This window comes from Rhizobium pantanalense (assembly GCF_030182525.1).
Taxonomy (GTDB): domain Bacteria; phylum Pseudomonadota; class Alphaproteobacteria; order Rhizobiales; family Rhizobiaceae; genus Rhizobium.
Genome location: NZ_JAQJCH010000004.1, coordinates 16,715 through 34,512, shown reverse-complemented (window position 1 = coordinate 34,512; position 17,798 = coordinate 16,715). Strand labels below are relative to the sequence as shown.

The 17,798-nt window shown below is 60.4% G+C and carries 17 protein-coding genes; 8 read left to right on the top strand and 9 right to left on the bottom strand.

Going from position 1 to position 17,798, the window contains the following annotated elements; genetic code table 11:
* Positions 1–107: 107 nt before the first annotated feature.
* From PH558_RS11920 to PH558_RS11905, 4 genes are all read right to left on the bottom strand, one after another.
* Positions 108–764, bottom strand: coding sequence for a TetR/AcrR family transcriptional regulator (locus PH558_RS11920; protein ID WP_483314146.1), 657 nt, complete (start codon positions 762–764; stop codon positions 108–110).
* A gap of 162 nt (positions 765–926) precedes the next feature.
* Complete coding sequence (locus PH558_RS11915; protein WP_285204492.1) at positions 927–2,798, bottom strand: M23 family metallopeptidase; 1,872 nt, start codon at positions 2,796–2,798, stop codon at positions 927–929.
* Between the two features lie 132 nt (positions 2,799–2,930).
* Complete coding sequence (locus PH558_RS11910; RefSeq protein ID WP_113407916.1) at positions 2,931–4,289, bottom strand: Nramp family divalent metal transporter; 1,359 nt, start codon at positions 4,287–4,289, stop codon at positions 2,931–2,933.
* 476 nt (positions 4,290–4,765) lie between these two features.
* Positions 4,766–5,515, bottom strand: a complete 750-nt coding sequence (locus tag PH558_RS11905) for a tryptophan 2,3-dioxygenase family protein (protein WP_285204484.1) — start codon at positions 5,513–5,515, stop codon at positions 4,766–4,768.
* Positions 5,516–5,664: 149 nt separating this feature from the next.
* Here PH558_RS11905 and PH558_RS11900 point away from each other — a divergent pair, with 149 nt between their 5' ends.
* On the top strand, positions 5,665–6,135 hold the full coding sequence (locus PH558_RS11900) for an Lrp/AsnC family transcriptional regulator (protein WP_285204482.1): 471 nt from the start codon (positions 5,665–5,667) through the stop codon (positions 6,133–6,135).
* 95 nt (positions 6,136–6,230) lie between these two features.
* On the opposite strand, the gene PH558_RS11895 is transcribed toward PH558_RS11900, so the two are convergent.
* The gene (locus PH558_RS11895; RefSeq protein WP_285204480.1) at positions 6,231–6,845 is read right to left on the bottom strand and encodes a single stranded DNA-binding domain-containing protein; all 615 of its coding nucleotides are present in this window, start codon (positions 6,843–6,845) and stop codon (positions 6,231–6,233) included.
* A 312-nt stretch (positions 6,846–7,157) separates the two neighbouring features.
* Between PH558_RS11895 and PH558_RS11890 the strand changes: the two genes are divergently transcribed.
* A complete protein-coding gene (locus PH558_RS11890) occupies positions 7,158–7,310 on the top strand; it encodes a hypothetical protein (RefSeq protein ID WP_168192536.1) in 153 nt (50 codons plus the stop codon).
* A 17-nt stretch (positions 7,311–7,327) separates the two neighbouring features.
* On the opposite strand, the gene hutC is transcribed toward PH558_RS11890, so the two are convergent.
* Together hutC and PH558_RS11880 are read right to left on the bottom strand one after the other, a co-directional pair.
* Complete coding sequence (gene hutC, locus PH558_RS11885; RefSeq protein WP_113407996.1) at positions 7,328–8,047, bottom strand: histidine utilization transcriptional repressor HutC; 720 nt, start codon at positions 8,045–8,047, stop codon at positions 7,328–7,330.
* Positions 8,048–8,126: 79 nt separating this feature from the next.
* Complete coding sequence (locus PH558_RS11880; protein WP_285204479.1) at positions 8,127–9,470, bottom strand: formimidoylglutamate deiminase; 1,344 nt, start codon at positions 9,468–9,470, stop codon at positions 8,127–8,129.
* 101 nt (positions 9,471–9,571) lie between these two features.
* Between PH558_RS11880 and hutI the strand changes: the two genes are divergently transcribed.
* Genes hutI through hutU form a run of 3 tightly spaced genes read left to right on the top strand, consistent with a single transcriptional unit; the run spans position 9,572 to position 14,059 of the window.
* The gene (gene hutI / locus PH558_RS11875) at positions 9,572–10,840 is read left to right on the top strand and encodes an imidazolonepropionase (RefSeq protein WP_095433091.1); all 1,269 of its coding nucleotides are present in this window, start codon (positions 9,572–9,574) and stop codon (positions 10,838–10,840) included.
* The gene (gene hutH / locus PH558_RS11870; protein WP_285204478.1) at positions 10,837–12,372 is read left to right on the top strand and encodes a histidine ammonia-lyase; all 1,536 of its coding nucleotides are present in this window, start codon (positions 10,837–10,839) and stop codon (positions 12,370–12,372) included. The genes hutI and hutH overlap by 4 nt, the downstream gene beginning before the upstream one ends.
* A 1-nt stretch (position 12,373) precedes the next feature.
* On the top strand, positions 12,374–14,059 hold the full coding sequence (gene hutU, locus PH558_RS11865) for a urocanate hydratase (RefSeq protein ID WP_285204476.1): 1,686 nt from the start codon (positions 12,374–12,376) through the stop codon (positions 14,057–14,059).
* A gap of 19 nt (positions 14,060–14,078) precedes the next feature.
* On the opposite strand, the gene PH558_RS11860 is transcribed toward hutU, so the two are convergent.
* Together PH558_RS11860 and PH558_RS11855 are read right to left on the bottom strand one after the other, a co-directional pair.
* A complete protein-coding gene (locus PH558_RS11860) occupies positions 14,079–14,465 on the bottom strand; it encodes a type II toxin-antitoxin system VapC family toxin (RefSeq protein ID WP_285204475.1) in 387 nt (128 codons plus the stop codon).
* The gene (locus PH558_RS11855) at positions 14,462–14,725 is read right to left on the bottom strand and encodes a type II toxin-antitoxin system Phd/YefM family antitoxin (protein WP_285204474.1); all 264 of its coding nucleotides are present in this window, start codon (positions 14,723–14,725) and stop codon (positions 14,462–14,464) included. Before PH558_RS11855 ends, PH558_RS11860 begins: the two co-directional genes overlap by 4 nt.
* Positions 14,726–14,815: 90 nt before the next feature.
* Between PH558_RS11855 and PH558_RS11850 the strand changes: the two genes are divergently transcribed.
* From PH558_RS11850 to PH558_RS11840, 3 genes are all read left to right on the top strand, one after another.
* Positions 14,816–15,379, top strand: coding sequence for a HutD/Ves family protein (locus PH558_RS11850; RefSeq protein ID WP_285204959.1), 564 nt, complete (start codon positions 14,816–14,818; stop codon positions 15,377–15,379).
* A gap of 80 nt (positions 15,380–15,459) precedes the next feature.
* Complete coding sequence (locus PH558_RS11845) at positions 15,460–16,122, top strand: sulfite oxidase-like oxidoreductase (RefSeq protein ID WP_285204473.1); 663 nt, start codon at positions 15,460–15,462, stop codon at positions 16,120–16,122.
* 190 nt (positions 16,123–16,312) lie between these two features.
* The gene (locus tag PH558_RS11840) at positions 16,313–17,752 is read left to right on the top strand and encodes an MFS transporter (RefSeq protein ID WP_285204472.1); all 1,440 of its coding nucleotides are present in this window, start codon (positions 16,313–16,315) and stop codon (positions 17,750–17,752) included.
* The last annotated feature ends 46 nt before the right edge of the window (positions 17,753–17,798 follow it).

Here is a 17,798-nt window from a genome sequence, read left to right as displayed (position 1 = left end):
CTTTGATGACAGTCAGCAGAATTTGGTTCTGTCGCGACTTCTGCGGCAGAACCAAACTCACCTGACGATCTCAGTTTAAGGGGATATAGGAAGCATCCTGCCGATTATCAGGTCCCCTGCGACCCTGGCGTTTTCAAGGCCCCCCAGCGTAGGCCATCCATCAGCAGACGCACGAGGCGGCGGGATCGGTCGTACCATTCCGGTGAATCGGGCATGGAATAGGTGCCGGAAAGTGCCTGCAGAACGTCCGTGCTGTCGACGTCGGTGCGGATCGCGCCGGCGGCGACTGCGCGGTCGATGAGGCTTGCGAGCACGACCGGCACCTTGCCATAACTGTCGGCGAAGAGCTTGGAATTGCTGTTGAAAAGGATGCGAAGGCTGTCGGCCATGCCCCGCTTCGTCGCGATGTAACCGACGAAGCGATGCATCCATTCCTCCAGAGCTTCATCCGGTGGGCGCTCGCGTGAAAGTTCCTCGGCGGCATCGCACAGTGCTTCGACTTCGTGATGATAAACCGCTTCCACCAGGTGTTCCCGGCTCGGAAAATGGCGATAGAGCGTGCCGATGCCGACATCCGCGCGGCGAGCTATGTCTTCCAGGGAGGCGGCGGTGCCGTGGCTGGCGAAAGCTTGTGCTGCAACTTCGATCAGCTTGTCATAGTTGCGTCGCGCATCGGCGCGCAGACGCCTGCTTTCATTCGGCAGCATGGGCTTTGGTTCCGGCAACGGCTTGCGCGCCAATTTCTGCTCCTTGCGGGTTACCATGTGAGGATATCCGGCATCGTGTCAGATAGTGCGCGGCGATATCTTCTCCATCGCGAAATATAGAAGGATTGTTATCGCATTCGTCATCGAGGCGCCATTACCGCCAGCGGGAACCGGGCTTGCAAGGATCGGGAAGGACGTTCGTGCGGATTTCTGGCCGGCTTATGGAGACGGCGCGCCGAAATGGCTCGGTCCAAAGCCCGGTCCCAAATTCGGCCCGAAGTCCGATCCTGAATTCGGCCCGAAGCTCGGCCCCTGCTCGAAGTTGGCGAAGGGGGCGGAGGGATTGTCACGGGCCGGCGGAACGTCGAGGTAGCTCATGATGTTCTCGACGTGGTTGACCTGTGAGCGCAGGCTGTCGAGCGACTTGCCGGTCAGATTGGTGCCGGCGGGCAATTGCGCTGTCAGCGGATTTTCGTAACGTCCGTTGACGCGCAGCTCGTAATAGAGATGCGGGCCGGTGGAGTAGCCCGTCGAGCCGACATAGGCGATGACCTGGCCCTGGGTGACGCGCTGACCGACGCGCAGATCCGACGGCGTTGCCGAAATATGGGCATAGGTGGTCTCGTAGCCGCCGTCGTGGCGGATGCGGACATATTTGCCGTAGCCGGTTTCCCAGGAGATCTTTTCGACGACGCCGTCGCCGGCGGCCTGGATGGGGCTTCCCATCGGCGCACGGAAATCGACGCCGTTGTGGAATTTCTTCACGCCGAGAATGGGATGGATACGCCAGGCAAAGCCGTCACCAAGCGTACCATTCGGCACGGGCCGATGCACGAGCGACTTCGCGATCGAGTGACCGCTCTCGTCGTAGAATTCCGAGGGGCCTTCGCCTTCATTCTTATGCAGATAGAAACGATGCGTGTCGCCGTCGGCATGGAATTCGATGAACATCAGTTCGGTCCGGCCGTCTTCCGCCTTGCGGAAGAGCAGGTCGACGCTGTCCGGAGCATCGTCGATGCTGGTGAGCGAAATGCCCTTGGCCTTGGCGAGCTTGATAAGTTGCGAGGCATATTCCTTGGTCAGGCCGGCTCTTTCGAGCTTGTCGCTGACTGCCCGCTCGTCCCTCTCGTCGACACCCTTCAAATCGACCGCGGCAACCTCCGTCGAGGATGGAGCGTCGGCCTGGCTCTCGCTGTAGAGCGTGGAAAACAGCCTGTCATTGGCCATCGGCACAAAGCCATTGGCATCATCACGGGCAACGACACGCTCCGGCGTCTTGTCGCCGCTGAGGCGGGCCATGATCAGCTTCGGGCGGGCATTTGGGCCCTTTTTTTCAAGCAGGAGTTCCAGGCTGTCGCCGGGGGAAACGGTATCGGTTTCCAGCGCACGCTGCAGCTCGTCGCCGGCGTCGCTGCCGAGGCCCGCAGACGCCAGGATATCCTGAAGATCCTGCTTGTCCTTTGGCATGGAAACGAGCCTGTGGAACTCACGGCCGGCTTCGCCGGTCGTCGCACGCGATACGCTGACGTTCAGCGGCACGCCGCGAACCGGAAAGCGAGAGCGGCGCACGGCATCGTAATGCGTGGTCTGCGGATAGATGCCGTGGCGGATATCGGAAAGCGAAGGCGGCGAAAATGCCACATTGTCGGCGCGCTCGTCGCCGTAGGAGGCATTGATAGCGCCGCCGCCGTCACGCGCTAGGGCGGTTTCGTCGGATTTGAAGACCAGTGTCGTGCGATGATAGGTGAAAATGCGGGTTTCGCCGCTGGATAGTTTTTCGGCCACCTGCGCAAAGCGAGCGCCGTCGAAACGCTGTTTTGCCGCCAGCCGGCTGGCTTTGCGCATTGCTGGCTGAGAGAGCGCGAGCTGCGCGGTGCGCACCGGCGTTGCCCGTTCTATCGTATGATGCGCCAGCAAGGGATAGAGCACGGTTGCGAGCAGGCCGAAGGAGGCGGTGCCTGCGAGACCGATGGCGATCAGGTGGCGAAGATGGGCGGAGCGCGGCAGAAAGGGAATATGAAAATCGTGATGCGGCCGCGCCTGGATCGCAGCCTCTGCAGGAAATTGAACGCGCAATGGACTTTCGGCCATGAAGTGAGGAACCCTGCAGATTGCTGTGGGCCCAAACTAGGGCAAATCATGGCAAAATCTAGGCAAATATTACGAGTCAGTTAACTGCCGTGATCGTCCACAGGGCGAGATTCGCGCGTTCAAGATGATTCGTCAACCGAAGATGGTGTCGTAGAGCAGTTTGAAGTTCAGCGCCAGGATGATGGCGGCAACTATCCAGGATAGAATGGCGATGCTTCTGGAGACGACGAAACTACCCATTTTCTCGCGATTCGTGACGAATTGGACCAGTGGAATGACGGCAAAGGGCAGTTGCATGGAGAGAACGACCTGACTCAGCACGAGCAGGTTCGCAGTGCCTTTTTCACCATAAATAGCGGTTACGAACACAACCGGAATAATTGCGAGGCCGCGCGTCAAAAGTCGCCTTGCCCAGTGCGGAATCCTGAGCCGGAGAAAGCCTTCCATCACGATCTGGCCGGCAAGCGTCGCCGTTACGGTCGAGTTGAGGCCGGATGCGAGCAACGCGATCGCAAAAAGGGTGGAGGCGATACCGAGGCCGAGCAGCGGCGACAACAGCTCGTAGGCCTGCCCGATCTCGGCGACATCGGAATGGCCGCTGGTATGGAAGGCGGCGGCTGCGACGATCAGGATCGCGGCATTGACGAAGAGCGCCAGCATCAGCGCGACGGTGCTGTCGATCGTTGCCCATTTGATCGCATCGCGGCGACCCTCTTCGGTGCGCTTATAGGCGCGGGTCTGGACGATGGAGGAATGCAGATAGAGATTGTGCGGCATGACCGTCGCACCGATGATGCCCATGGCGATATAGAGCATCTCGTGATTGGTGACGATTTCGGGCGAGGGGATGAAGCCCTGGAGGATCGCCGCCACCGGCGGTGCGGCTGCGGCGATCTGGATGGCAAAACAGATGGCGATGACGGTCAGCAGCGCGATGACGAAAGCTTCGAGGTAGCGGAAGCCCTTGCTCATCAGCAGCAACAACAAAAATGCGTCGAGCGCGGTGATCAGCGCGCCGCCGATCAGCGGAATTCCGAAGAGCAGCTGCAATGCGATCGCAGTGCCGATGACTTCGGCAAGATCGCAGGCGATAATGGCGAGCTCACAGGCAAACCACAGCGCCAGATTGACCGGCCGCGGATAGTGATCGCGACAGGCTTGGGCGAGATCACGGCCGGTGGCGATGCCGAGCCTTGCGGAAAGCGCCTGCAGCAGGATCGCCATCAGGTTCGACAGCATGATGACGGTGAGAAGCGTGTAGCCGAACTGCGCGCCGCCGGCGAGATCGGTCGCCCAGTTGCCGGGGTCCATATAGCCGACGGAGATCATGTAACCGGGGCCGACGAAAGCCATCAGGCGTCGAATCCAGCTGCCGCCATGCGGAACCTTAACCGTGGCATTGACTTCGGGAAGGCTCGGACGATCGTCCTCGTCGCGCCTGGCAAACTGCCATGCGCGCTCCTGTACTGCGGCTTCCTGAACTTGTGTCATGCGGGGCTCCGGGAGGATCATGCTATGAGACTACTAAATAAATATGACCGATATCAAAATTATGCAATAGGCTATATTTCAATGGTCATTGCATCCCGCCCGGCCGAGGCCATGACCTGCCGTTCGTTTGCCGATGGGCCGGGCGTCGAGGCGGCCAGCGCTGCTAGAGTATTTCCGCTTTCTTCGAATTGCGAAAACGTTCTATCTTATTGTTTTCAGGCAAATTCTTGCGGAAACCGCTGCGCACTTTTCCCGGAAATGCTCTAATGCCTGCGCCCTGAAGGAAAGGTTGGATCAACCAGGGACGAGCGGCGAGACGGTGTCGTTTTGCCATGACGGATTTACATGACGGGTCGATCCATCTTGGAGCGAGAGAGCCGGGGCTTGGCGCAGCTCGCTCAATCTCGTCCGGAGTCTCGTCTGTGCAAGGAGGTCCTCCGCCACCGAAGCGGCGGAAGGCGGTCGCCGGTCAGAGCCTATTCGGCGGCGTCGTGCTTGGAAATGGAATCGCGGACGACGCCATATTGGCCACCCCAGCGATCGGTCATTTCGTGGCGAATATCCCATAGATCGGGGAAGAAGCGATGGCGCGTGCCGGCCTGCAACAGCTCGACGGGACGACCTTTCAGCGATTTCGAGCCGAGGCCGATGGAACGCTGGATCAGATAGATGTGATTGGCGCGGAATTTCTGGAACAGTTCGTCATATTCGACCAGCGCTTCGGCGACCACGTAGCTGTCGCCGTGATCGTATTTAACGTCATAGATATCAGCGACCGTCAGGCCGGCGGCATCGAGATAGTTTGCCTTGAAGGCCTGCCAGAGATCCGGCGGCATGCGCAGCAGAAACCCGAAGCCGGGCGATTCCTGGCCGCTGCCATTGCCGAGTTGCAGACGGATTTGCTGATATTCCTTCGGGGACATGGTTTCCAGAAGATCGAGCTGGGTCGTCATCATGCGCATGATCCGGTGCACGCGGCCCATAAGGGTTACGACGCGATGCGTATTGCGCTCCTCCATGAAGCCGATGACATCGACCAGTGTGTAGGCCATCAGCTTCATCCAGAGTTCTTCGACCTGATGGACGATCTGGAACTGCAATTCGTCGCCGTTGACCATGCCGTTCAGCGGCTTCTGACAGGCGAGCAGCTTGTCGCACTGCAGGTAGACGCCATAGTCGCGCATTTCGGGCGCCTCGATGCGCGCGTAATAGTCTTTCTTCTGCATCTTCGTTCCCTTTGTTCCGGCTTTCGGCCGTCCAGCATATTTGCTCACTTTCAAGGATACGAAATTCAGCTTGAACATTGTTCCTATTTGTCATCCATTTCTGAAGAAATGGAGTACGATCGATCATTCTTACGGCTATGGAGAGAACGATGGAATTAGATGCCCTAGATCGTAAGATCATTACCGCGCTGGAGGTCGATGCCCGCCTCTCCTTTGCTGCGCTTGCCGATCTGGCCGGTCTCAGCAAGACGCCATGCTGGAAGCGCGTAAAAGCGCTGGAGGAAGCGGGTGTGATCCGGGGATACAGGACGCTTCTCGATCCGGCCAGGCTCGGTTTCGGGCTGGAGGCTTTCGTGCAGGTGTCGATCGATGTCGAGCGCTTCGATGCGTTTGAGGCCGCCGTGCGCCGCCATCCGTTGATCTGGCGCTGTCATGCGACGACGGGCGAGGCTGATTATCTCCTGCATATTCTGGCGACCGATATGGCGGCGCTCGACCGGTTGCTTCGGCAGGAGCTCAATCGGCTGCCGGGCGTCCGGCATACCGTGACGTCGATGTCGACGCGGGAGATCAAGTCGGACATTTCGTTGGCCGAGGCCATGCAGCATGTCGGCGAATAACTATCGGCCGTCGTCATATCGCATCGAGGCGACGACACGGCCATCAGTCGTTCGCCGACATCGACAAGAGAAAAGGAGTTGCTGGATCGAAGCAATCACATCGGCGGCACGGTGCCGTTGAGGCCGACGGCAACCCGGTCGGCGGAGACGGTGGTTTCGCCAGTTTGCTCGCCGATGATGAAGACGCCGGCGCCGGGCTTCAGATCGGCTTTCTTCGCGAATGTCAGCGTCACGACAGGCGTGCCATCCGGCACTTTGATCTTGCGTTCGCCACCCTTGTAGCTGAGCGTCAAGGTCGGGCCGCTGACCGAGGTCACGGCATTGGTGACCGTAGCATTGGTCATCGAGCCGTTCGGCGCCGAATCCCAGGGGCGGTCGCCTTCGCCGGTTCCCTTCATCGAGGCCGGGAAGATGACCACTTCGATCGCGCCATTGATGCCGCTATCGGTCGGCTGCGAGGCGATGCCGACGAAATCGCCGGGCTTGATGTCGCTGATAGCAGCCTTGACGACGCCACCGACGCTCCAGCCCGATTTCAGCGCGACTGTCACGTCCTTGCCGTCGCGGGACTTGACCTTGAGCGTATCGCCATCGAGGCTTTCCACGGTGCCGCGCACCCTTACACGCTCGGCGGCCTGGGCGCTTTGAAACGCGGCAAGCGTGGCGACGGAGAGCGTCAGCGCAGCCGCGATCAGACGTTTGCGATCCATGGGTGGAGTCTCCCTTGAGATATCGGCCGAGCGATGCGCCGGTCGTGCTTGATAAGAAGGCTGAAATTGGTCGACGGAAGCCGCGGAACCGGCTTCGAAGCCATACACTTCGCGATCCTATGCGCCGCTTCCATCACTCGCCATTCAAACAAGCGTGAGATTGCCGTCTCGTCCGGCGCGGGCAGAAATTCCTGGAAAAGGTCATTTTTTCGCAGAACATCAAGCATTGCTTAACGTTTGACGTTAGACTGGGCTGGTTATCTCGAATTCCCTATCGCGCGTTGCGCTGGGCTGGGGAGATTGGAGAACGAAATGACCGCGATTCGTCCGCTTCTGATCGGAATCCTCCTGATTCTGGCATTGGTTCTGATTGCGCTCAGTATTCTGCTAGTCGATCCCCACCAGCCTGTCCGTCAATCCGACAACCTCATTCCGCCGCCGACAGAGTCGCCGCAGCGTCCCTAAGTGGGTGCCGGGAATGGTCAGCTCGCCGGTGTAAAGCGTGCCACGAGGCTGTGGCGATCACCGGGATAGGTGAGGCGGACATGGGTTATCGGGCCGGCGGCGCTCCAGGTGCGCCGCTCGACGACGAGGCATGCCGTCCCTTTCTGGATATCGAGGTTGGCGGCGGCGTCGCCTTCGGCCGATATTGCGCGGATCTGATGTTCGGCGGTGCTCCACGGCACCTGGTTGAGCAGCCAGGGACCAGGCGGCAATGTCTCGAAGTCTGCCTTCGCCGCTTCCGGCACCGCGTCGAGATTGATGACACGATTTTCCAGGCAGAAGGGGCGCGGGCCGGCATAATGGATGCAGGTGATCTCTATCACCGGGATAGAGCCGACGAACTGCAGCCTGCGCGCGTCCTCCGACCGTCCGCGCCGCTCGGCAAGCTTTATCAGCCTGTGTGAATAGGGCAGGTTGAGCGACAGGACCTCGGACTTGATGTCATGAATCTCCAGTACGGCAGATTGTGCCTGCGGATGCGTGACGAAGCTGCCCGAGCGCTTTCGCCGCTCGATCAGACCGGCACGTGCGAGCTGGGTCAGCACCTTGTTTACCGTCATGCGCGAGCAGTCATACTGCTCCGCCAGGTCCATCTCGAACGGGATGCGATGCCCTGGAGGCCAGGCGCCGGAAACAATCCGGCCCTCGATATCGCTGAGGATGCGCTGATGGAGGGTCGCCTCTTTGCTCGTGGTCATGCCACCCATCTGTTCCGTGTGAGACATGGGATTTCCCGCAAGTTATTTAGGGGTCAATCGATGGGAGGAAAAGCGGTTTTTAATCGATAAGCTCGGCCATCGCCTTGCGGAATCGCGCCGAGATCGCCTCCCGCTTGATATGATGACCGCCTTCGACCTGCTTGTGGCCCAGCGCCCAAACACCATCGACCTTGACGCCGCCGGCGAAGGTCCAGTGATCGAGAAGCCGATCGCCGGAGACATAGGGCACCGCACTCACATCAAGCGAAACGATATCGGCGTGATTACCGACGACGAGGCCGGCCGGTGCCTTGAGAGCCGCGCCACCGCCCGCCAGAGCGCCGTCGAACAGCATGCGGGCGGTCGAACCGCCGGTCTCGGCGATAACGTTGCGGGCACGCAGCGCCAGGCGCTGCGAATATTCGAGCTGCCGCAACTCCTCGGGCACCGAAATCAGGATGTTGGAATCCGAACCAATACCGTAACGACCACCTTCTTCGAGGAAGAGCGGTGCAGCGAAAACGCCGTCGCCAAGATTGGCCTCGGTGATGGGGCAAAGGCCGGCGACTGCGCCGCTCCTTGCCATGCGCCGGGTTTCATCCTCGGTCATATGCGTGGCATGGATCAGGCACCAGCGCTCATTGACGGGCGCATTATCGAGCAGCCATTGCACCGGCCGGGCACCCGACCAGGCGATGCAGTCCTCGACTTCCTTCACCTGCTCGGCGACATGGATGTGGATCGGCCCATCGCCGGCGATCGGCACGAGCCTTGCCAGCTCTTCCGGCGTCACGGCGCGCAGGCTGTGCGGTGCGATGCCGAGTTCGGCGCCGGGCAGGCGGCTCGTGACCGTACGGCAGCCGGCCATCAGCGCTTCGAAGCTCTCGATCGAATTGATGAAGCGGCGCTGGCCGTCGATGGGAGCGGCGCCGCCGAAGCCGGAATGGGCGTAGAAGACGGGCAGCAGCGTCAGCGCAATGCCGGTCTCAGCGCTGGCGGCGCCGATGCGCTCGGCCAGCTCGGCGATGTTGGCATAATGGCTGCCGTCCTTGTCATGGTGCAGATAGTGGAATTCGCCGACGCGGGAGAAGCCGGCTTCCAGCATCTCCATATAGAGCTGCGCGGCGACGGCCTCGACGTGATCCGGGGTCATCGACAGGGCGAATTTGTACATGACGGTACGCCAGCTCCAGAAGCTGTCGTTGGCCGGGCCGCGGACTTCGGCAAGGCCAGCCATGGCGCGTTGGAAAGCGTGGCTGTGCAGGTTCGGCATGGCAGGCACGAGAACACGCTGCCTGTCGTCACCGGCTTCGGGCGCAACATCCGTCGCGATCTCGGCGATGCGGCCGTCTTCGAGGGTCAATCGCACATTCTCGTGCCATCCGTCGCCAAGCAGTGCGGCGCGTGCATGAAGTCTCGTCATGGTCTCACCCTTTCCTTTCGGACGCGGAGTCCAAAATCCCTCTTGTCAGTCTTTCGATTATGTATATACATTATGAGCCAACGAGGAAAGGCGTAAAGCTGATGGGTGGGAACAATTTTTCCGAAGATGGCCCCAACGATGGCAAGGAAAACGGCGCGGCAGCCCGCGTCTGGCGCAACGGTCGCCTTGCGAGCTTGAAAGAGGGCGAGGCCCGGCTCGGCACGATCGAGAAGGGCGCTATCCTGACCAAGGGCGGCCGTATCGTCTTTGCCGGCCATGAAGCCGATCTGCCTGATACGTCCGATGCTGAAATCATCGATCTCGAAGGGCGCTGGGTGACCCCCGGCCTCGTCGACTGCCACACGCATATCGTCTATGGCGGCAATCGCGCCCGCGAATTCGAGATGCGCCTGGAGGGCGCGAGCTACGAAGAAATCGCCCGCGCCGGCGGCGGCATCGTTTCCTCCGTCAACGCGACGCGGGCGCTATCGGTGGACGAGCTTGTTGCTACCGCTTTGCCGCGCCTCGACACGCTGCTGTCCGAAGGCGTAACGACAATCGAAGTGAAGTCAGGCTACGGCCTCAACATTGAATCCGAGTTGAAGATGCTGCGGGCCGCACGCAAGCTCGGCGAAGTTCGCCCAGTTCGCGTCGTCACCTCCTATCTCGGCGCGCACGCGACCCCGGTGGAGTACAAGGGCCGCAATGGCGATTATATCACTGATGTCGTGCTGCCCGGCCTGAAACAGGCGCATTCCGAAGGTCTTGTCGATGCTGTTGATGGCTTCTGCGAGGGGATTGCCTTTTCGACGGGCGAAATCGCCCGCGTCTTCGATCTTGCCAAATCGCTCGGTATTCCGGTGAAGCTGCATGCCGAACAGCTTTCCAATCTCGGTGGCGCCAAGCTTGCCGCCTCCTATGGTGCACTTTCAGCCGATCATGTCGAATATCTCGATGAGGATGGCGTCAAGGCGATGGCTGCGGCTGGCACGGTTGCCGTGCTGCTGCCTGGTGCCTTCTATGCCATCAACGAGAAGCAGAAGCCGCCGGTTCAGGCCCTGCGTGATGCGGGCGTTTCGATCGCCATCGCCACGGACTCCAATCCCGGTACCTCACCGCTGACCTCGCTGCTGTTGACCATGAACATGGCTGCTACCCTTTTCCGCCTGACGGTCGAGGAATGCATTGCCGGCGCGACGCGCGAAGGCGCTCGCGCCCTTGGTCTCCTCGCCGAAACGGGCACACTCGAGGCCGGCAAGTCGGCCGATTTTGCCATCTGGGATGTCGAAAGCCTGGCGGAGCTCGTCTACCGCATCGGCTTCAATCCCCTCCATGCACATGTTTTCAAGGGAAAGAGGTTCAACCGATGACTGTCGTTCTCCATCCGGGTTCCGTCTCGCTGCAGCAGCTGGCGACGATCTATTGGAGCGGTGAGCCGGCTAAGCTCGAAGCGTCCTTCGACGCGGGCATCGCCAAGGCCGCGGCCCGCATCGCCGAAATTGCTGCCGGCAACGCGCCGGTCTATGGCATCAATACCGGCTTCGGCAAACTGGCATCGATCAAGATCGACAGTGCCGATGTCGCCACACTTCAGCGCAATCTCATCCTCTCGCATTGCTGCGGCGTCGGGCAGCCGCTGCCTGAAAACGTCGTCCGCCTCATTATGGCGCTGAAGCTTATTTCGCTTGGACGTGGTGCCTCCGGCGTTCGGCTGGAACTCGTGCGGCTCATCGAAGGCATGCTCGAAAAGGGCGTCGTTCCCGTCATTCCCGAAAAGGGTTCCGTCGGCGCGTCCGGCGATCTTGCGCCGCTGGCGCACATGACCGCTGTCATGATGGGCCATGGTGAAGCCTTTTATGCCGGCGAGCGGCTTTCCGGCGCGGCAGCGCTCGAAAAGGCCGGTCTGACACCGGTCGTGCTTGCCGCCAAGGAAGGGCTGGCGCTCATCAACGGCACGCAGGTGTCGACCGGCCTTGCGCTTGCCGGTCTCTTCCGTGCCCATCGTGCCGCCCAGGCCGCCCTCATCACCGGCGCTATGTCGACGGATGCGGCGATGGGTTCTTCCGCCCCCTTCCATCCCGATATTCATACGCTGCGCGGCCATAAGGGCCAGATCGATACCGCCGCTGCCCTTCGCGGCCTGCTCGCCGGTTCGATGATCCGCCAAAGCCATATCGAAGGCGACGAGCGTGTGCAGGATCCCTATTGCATCCGTTGCCAGCCGCAGGTGGACGGCGCTTGCCTCGACCTGCTGCGTTCCGTCGGCCGCACGCTCGAAATCGAAGCCAATGCCGTCACCGACAATCCGCTGGTGCTTTCGGACAATTCCGTCGTTTCCGGTGGCAATTTCCACGCCGAGCCCGTCGCTTTCGCGGCCGACCAGATCGCTATTGCCGTCTGCGAAATCGGCGCGATCGCGCAGCGCCGTATAGCGCTGCTCGTCGATCCCGCGCTTAGCTACGGCCTGCCGGCGTTCCTTGCCAAGAAGCCGGGCCTGAACTCCGGCCTGATGATTGCCGAAGTGACCTCGGCGGCACTGATGTCCGAAAACAAGCAGATGTCGCACCCGGCCTCGGTCGACTCGACCCCGACCTCTGCGAACCAGGAAGACCATGTCTCCATGGCCTGCCATGGTGCGCGCCGCCTGCTTCAAATGACCGAAAACCTCTTTGCCATTATCGGCATCGAGGCGCTGACGGCCGCCCAGGGTGTCGAGCTGCGCGCGCCGCTGACGACCAGCCCGGAACTGACCCTCGCCATTGCTTCGATCCGCGCCGCCGTGCCGTCGCTGGAAGAGGACCGCTACATGGCGAACGACCTGAAAGCCGCCAGCGAGCTTATCGGCTCCGGCGCGCTCAATGCCTCGATTTCAACCGACATCCTGCCCTCCCTGGAGATGTGACATGACCAATCCACGCCATAATATCCGCGAAATCCGCGCGCCTCGTGGTCCGGAGCTCAATGCCAAGAGCTGGCTGACCGAAGCGCCCTTGCGCATGCTGATGAACAACCTCGATCCTGATGTTGCCGAGAACCCGAACGAGCTCGTCGTCTACGGCGGCATCGGTCGCGCCGCCCGCACCTGGGATGATTTCGACCGTATCGCCGCGACGCTGAAGACGCTCAACGAAGACGAGACGCTGCTGGTGCAGTCCGGCAAGCCGGTCGCCGTGTTCCGCACCCACAAGGATGCGCCGCGCGTGCTGATTGCCAACTCCAACCTCGTGCCGCACTGGGCGACCTGGGATCACTTCAACGAGCTGGATAAGAAAGGCCTTGCCATGTACGGCCAGATGACGGCCGGCTCGTGGATCTATATCGGCACGCAGGGCATCGTGCAGGGCACCTACGAAACCTTCGTCGAAGCCGGCCGCCAGCACTATAATGGCAATCTCAAGGGCAAGTGGATCCTAACCGGCGGTCTCGGCGGCATGGGCGGCGCGCAGCCGCTGGCGGCCGTCATGGCCGGTGCCTGCTGCCTCGCCGTCGAATCGGACGAAACCCGCATCGATTTCCGCTTGCGCACCCGTTACGTCGACGAGAAGGCATCGAGCCTCGATGAAGCGCTGGCCCTGATCGACAAGTGGACAAAGGCCGGCGAAGCCAAGTCCGTCGGCCTGCTCGGCAATGCCGCCGAGATCTTCCCTGAGCTGGTGAAGCGCATGAAGGCCGGCGGTCCGCGCCCCGATATCGTCACCGACCAGACCTCCGCTCACGATCCGCTGAACGGCTATCTGCCGATCGGCTGGACGGTGGCCGAACACAGGGCCAAGCGTGAGAGCGACCCGAAAGCCGTCGAAGCTGCCGCCCGCGCCTCGATGAAGGTGCATGTCGAAGCCATGGTCGCCTTCTGGGATGCGGGCGTGCCGACGCTCGACTATGGCAACAATATCCGCCAGGTCGCCAAGGAAGAGGGTTTCGAAAACGCCTTCGCCTTCCCGGGCTTCGTGCCGGCCTATATCCGCCCGCTCTTCTGCCGCGGCATCGGTCCGTTCCGCTGGGCTGCCCTTTCGGGCGATCCCGAGGATATCTACAAGACCGACGCCAAGGTGAAGGAGCTGCTGCCCGACAACAAGCACCTGCACAATTGGCTGGACATGGCGCGCGAGCGCATTTCTTTCCAGGGCTTGCCGGCGCGCATTTGCTGGGTCGGTCTCGGCGATCGCCACCGCCTCGGACTTGCCTTCAACGAAATGGTCAGGAATGGCGAGCTAAAGGCGCCCGTCGTCATCGGCCGTGACCATCTCGACTCCGGCTCGGTCGCTTCGCCGAACCGTGAGACGGAAGCCATGAAGGACGGCTCGGATGCCGTTTCCGACTGGCCGCTGCTTAACGCCTTGCTCAACACCGCATCGGGTGCCACCTGGGTATCGCTGCACCACGGCGGCGGCGTCGGCATGGGCTTCAGCCAGCACTCGGGCATGGTCATCTGCGCCGATGGCACGGATGATGCGGCCAAGCGCCTGGAGCGCGTTCTCTGGAACGACCCGGCCACCGGCGTCATGCGCCACGCCGATGCCGGCTACGACATTGCGCTCGACTGGGCCAAGCAGCAGGGCCTGCGCCTGCCGGCCATCCTGGGGAATTGATGAGACGCGCTTCCCGGCCTCAGTATTTTCGATTGAGGCCGGGATAACGCAAGATGGTTTCGTCGACGGTGATCAACGGAATGCCTTCGACAATAGCCTGAGCGATCAAAATGCGATCGAATGGATCTTTGTGAAGAGGTGGAAGCCCGGCAATTGCGATCGTGTGTTCGCTGATGATCGGCAGCTCTTTGTAGCCAGCCTCCATTAGCTTATAACGCAACCGAAATGGATCGGTATGAAAATCGCTTCGCCCCGAACCATGTTTGATCGCGACCTCCCAAATACTCGCAGGGCTAAAGAGGAGCTCGTTTTCATCGTTATCGATGAGCGTTCTCACCTCTTGCGAGAGAAGCGCGATATCACCGGCCGCCCAGATGAGAATATGCGTGTCGAGGAGGAATCTCATTTGTTGGCGATGTCGTCTCGATTGCCGTAAAACATCTCTTCGATTTCATCAGCCATCATGGTGTCGAAATCTTCGGGAACCACGATCTCGCCTTTCATGAAGCCGATGCGGCGCTTCTTTGGTGCATCCTTCTCCTCAAGGGGAACAACTTTCACCATCGGTTTCCCCGCCTTGGCGATAATGAAGGCTTCGCCCTTGGCGGCTTTTTCGATCAGCCGCGACAAATGCGTTTTCGCCTCATGAATATTGACGGTTTCCATAGCAGGCTCCGAATGGACTTAGTCCATTAAACTTAGTTTACTCCGAATCGAATTGCAATGATGGGACAAGAATAGATGGCAATGCCGAAAATCACGCTTCTCCGCAGCGATAGTCACCGTCGTATGCCCTGGAAAAACGGCGGCGGGGAAACGGTGGAGATCGCCGTTTCGCCAGAGGGCGCCGTGCTTGCCGACTTCGACTGGCGCGTCAGCATGGCGACCGTTGCCACGGACGGGCGGTTCTCGGTCTTTCCCGGCATAGATCGCACGCTATCCATTCTCGATGGCGAAGGCATGACGCTCTTCATCGAGGGCCGCGCGCCTGAACGTCTCACACAGGCAAGCGAGCCGCTGCCCTTTGCTGCCGATGCACCAACCTCGGCGACATTGATCGATGGCACGATCACCGATCTCAATGTCATGACGCGGCGGGACTGTTTTACGCATTCCGTGCGGCGTGTTGCTATAGATGGACATAGGGAGATCGCTTTCGAGATCGGGACCAATCTGGTTCTTTGTCATCGAGGCAATGCCAAGGTCGATGGCATGGCGCTTGCCGTGGGCGATTGCCTTTTGATTTCCAACGACAGCGCCGGGCGGCACTCGATCTCGGGCAAGGCGCAGCTGTTCCATATCGCCATCGCGGCAATATAGTCGGCTATCTGCTGTTCCTTGACTTGACACCCGCCCAGCTCGGTCATCCTATTTCTGTCTAGTAGAAAGAGGATACCGGCATGAGCGACGATCAGATCCCCGCCGATAGCAAGCTCACAACATCCAAGCGCCGCTGGGCGGCGGAAGGCAAGTTTCTGACGGGGCGCGTCAGCCGGCCCGAAACAGAGCGGCTGCCGCCGGGGCAGCATCTCGTCAAGAACTGGCCGGTGCTCGATCTCGGCGTGCAGCCACAGATTTCTCGGTCGAGTTGGCGGCTCGATGTGATCGGCTTCGTGGAAAATCGGCTCAACTTGGATTGGGCCGCTTTCCAGGCGATCGAGCAAAGCACCTGTGTCAGTGATATCCATTGCGTGACGACTTGGTCGCGCTACGACAATCGCTGGGAAGGGGTTTCGACGCGTGATCTCCTCGATCTCGCCATGCCGACGGCCGAGGCACAGCACGTGTTGCTGACGAGCTATGACGGCTATACCACCAACCTGCCGCTTGCTGATTTCGCTGCCGAGGATGCGATCCTCGCGACCGCCTGGGAAGGCCAGCCGCTGACAGTCGAACATGGCGGCCCGATGCGCCTCGTCGTGCCGCATCTTTACTTCTGGAAGAGCGCCAAATGGCTGAACCGCATCGAGCTCATCGGTGCGGACAGGGCCGGCTTCTGGGAGAAGAACGGCTACCACATGTATGGTGATCCGTGGCGGGAGCAGCGTTACTCGGACGATTGACGCTCCCGGCGCCTTGCGGGTGAGGTGGCTTGGCTCTCTGGAATCGCGGTTCTTATGTCACCGTGTCAATTTTTGATGGCGACGGCTGGGTTTGTGGCTTTGCAAGCCACCATCATGGGCGTATTCAATGATCGTATGATTACGGCCGGCATGCACGGCTCCTTTGAACGCCAATCTCCGAATTCAGATTATGACCATTGCCCGGACTATAGAAGAGCCTACCGAAGCAAGTTTCGGCCGGCAGTCCCGTATCATCGCCTTCGTCGTCGCCGTCTCCTTCTTCATGCAGATCCTGGACGGTACCATCGTCACCACCTCGCTGCCGCAGATGGCGAAAACCTTCGGCGTCGAGCCGGTTTCGATGAGCATCGGCATCACGGTCTATCTGCTGACCATGGCTGCTTTCGTGCCGCTGGCCGGCTGGGCTGGTGATCGCTATGGCGCACGGCGAGTGTTTCTGGCGTCGATCACCATCTTCACCGTAGCATCGCTGTTTTGCGGTTTTTCAGGCAACTTGACCGAGTTCATCATTGCCCGTGCCGTTCAAGGTATCGGCAGCGCGCTGATGACGCCCGTGGGACGTATCATCGTGCTGAAGAATGCTCGCAAATCCGATCTGGTGCACGCGATGTCGATGATCACCTGGCCGGCACTGACCGCTCCGGTTATCGGCCCCGTACTCGGCAGCTTCATCACCACCTATTTGAGCTGGCATTGGAATTTCCTGATCAATATCCCGATCGGCATTATCGGCCTTGGTCTCGTCCTGCGCTTCGTGCCGGATCAGCGAGAGGAAAAGGTCGCTCGCCTCGATTTCATCGGCTTCCTGCAATCGGCGGCGGGGCTGACCTTCCTGCTTGCCGGCCTCGAATTTGTGGTGCAGGGCACGACGGGGCTGGCGCCCAGCATTGGGTTGATCGCTGCAGGCGTGGTCTTCTCCGTCATCGCCACCCGGCATTTCATGACGGTCGATGCGCCCTTGCTCGATCTCTCCGCCTTCAAGGTGCAGACCTTCGCCATGTCGACGCTTTCGGCCGGTACGGCGAGCCGTGTGGCGATCAACGCGACGCCGTTCCTGATCCCGCTGCTCTTTCAGGTCGGTTTCGGTCGTACGGCGATCGATGCGGGCACTTATCTGCTGTTCTATTTCGCCGGCAATCTCGGCATGAAGGCGATCACGACGCAGATGCTGAGGATTTTCGGTTTCCGCAACGTGCTCATCGTCAATGGGCTGATCTCGTCGGCCAGCATTGCCGGATGCGCGTTTCTGTCTCCATCGACGCCAGACGCGTTGATATATTGCCTACTATTCATCGCCGGCCTGTCGCGTTCGATGAACTTCACGGCGCTGAATACGCTGGGGTTTGCCGATATCCATGCCGCGCAGCGCAGCTCCGCTTCCACATTGTCGAGCATGCTGCAGCAGGTTTCGCTGCTGCTGGGCGTTGCCGTCGCTGCCGCCGTTCTCAATCTCTCGCGCACGATTCATGGTGGGGAAACACTCTCGCTCATCGATTTTCGCTGGGCTTTCCTCATCATTGGCCTTATCGGTGGCATCTCCGCATTGCGTTTTATCAGCCTGCCGCATGCTGCCGGCGCAGAGGTATCCCGCCATAAAGTGAAGACCTGATCAAACCTTCAAATTCTTAACGATATTGACAGGCAAGCCGCTGTAA

Excerpts from the sequence above, each read along its gene's own strand:
- PH558_RS11920 (WP_483314146.1), bottom strand. The coding sequence starts at position 764 with ATGGTAACCCGCAAGGAGCAGAAATTGGCGCGCAAGCCGTTGCCGGAA.
- PH558_RS11915 (WP_285204492.1), bottom strand. The coding sequence starts at position 2,798 with ATGGCCGAAAGTCCATTGCGCGTTCAATTTCCTGCAGAGGCTGCGATC.
- PH558_RS11910 (WP_113407916.1), bottom strand. The coding sequence starts at position 4,289 with ATGACACAAGTTCAGGAAGCCGCAGTACAGGAGCGCGCATGGCAGTTT.
- PH558_RS11905 (WP_285204484.1), bottom strand. The coding sequence starts at position 5,515 with ATGCAGAAGAAAGACTATTACGCGCGCATCGAGGCGCCCGAAATGCGC.
- PH558_RS11900 (WP_285204482.1), top strand. The coding sequence starts at position 5,665 with ATGGAATTAGATGCCCTAGATCGTAAGATCATTACCGCGCTGGAGGTC.
- PH558_RS11895 (WP_285204480.1), bottom strand. The coding sequence starts at position 6,845 with ATGGATCGCAAACGTCTGATCGCGGCTGCGCTGACGCTCTCCGTCGCC.
- PH558_RS11890 (WP_168192536.1), top strand. The coding sequence starts at position 7,158 with ATGACCGCGATTCGTCCGCTTCTGATCGGAATCCTCCTGATTCTGGCA.
- hutC (WP_113407996.1), bottom strand. The coding sequence starts at position 8,047 with ATGACCACGAGCAAAGAGGCGACCCTCCATCAGCGCATCCTCAGCGAT.
- PH558_RS11880 (WP_285204479.1), bottom strand. The coding sequence starts at position 9,470 with ATGACGAGACTTCATGCACGCGCCGCACTGCTTGGCGACGGATGGCAC.
- hutI (WP_095433091.1), top strand. The coding sequence starts at position 9,572 with ATGGGTGGGAACAATTTTTCCGAAGATGGCCCCAACGATGGCAAGGAA.
- hutH (WP_285204478.1), top strand. The coding sequence starts at position 10,837 with ATGACTGTCGTTCTCCATCCGGGTTCCGTCTCGCTGCAGCAGCTGGCG.
- hutU (WP_285204476.1), top strand. The coding sequence starts at position 12,374 with ATGACCAATCCACGCCATAATATCCGCGAAATCCGCGCGCCTCGTGGT.
- PH558_RS11860 (WP_285204475.1), bottom strand. The coding sequence starts at position 14,465 with ATGAGATTCCTCCTCGACACGCATATTCTCATCTGGGCGGCCGGTGAT.
- PH558_RS11855 (WP_285204474.1), bottom strand. The coding sequence starts at position 14,725 with ATGGAAACCGTCAATATTCATGAGGCGAAAACGCATTTGTCGCGGCTG.
- PH558_RS11845 (WP_285204473.1), top strand. The coding sequence starts at position 15,460 with ATGAGCGACGATCAGATCCCCGCCGATAGCAAGCTCACAACATCCAAG.
- PH558_RS11840 (WP_285204472.1), top strand. The coding sequence starts at position 16,313 with ATGACCATTGCCCGGACTATAGAAGAGCCTACCGAAGCAAGTTTCGGC.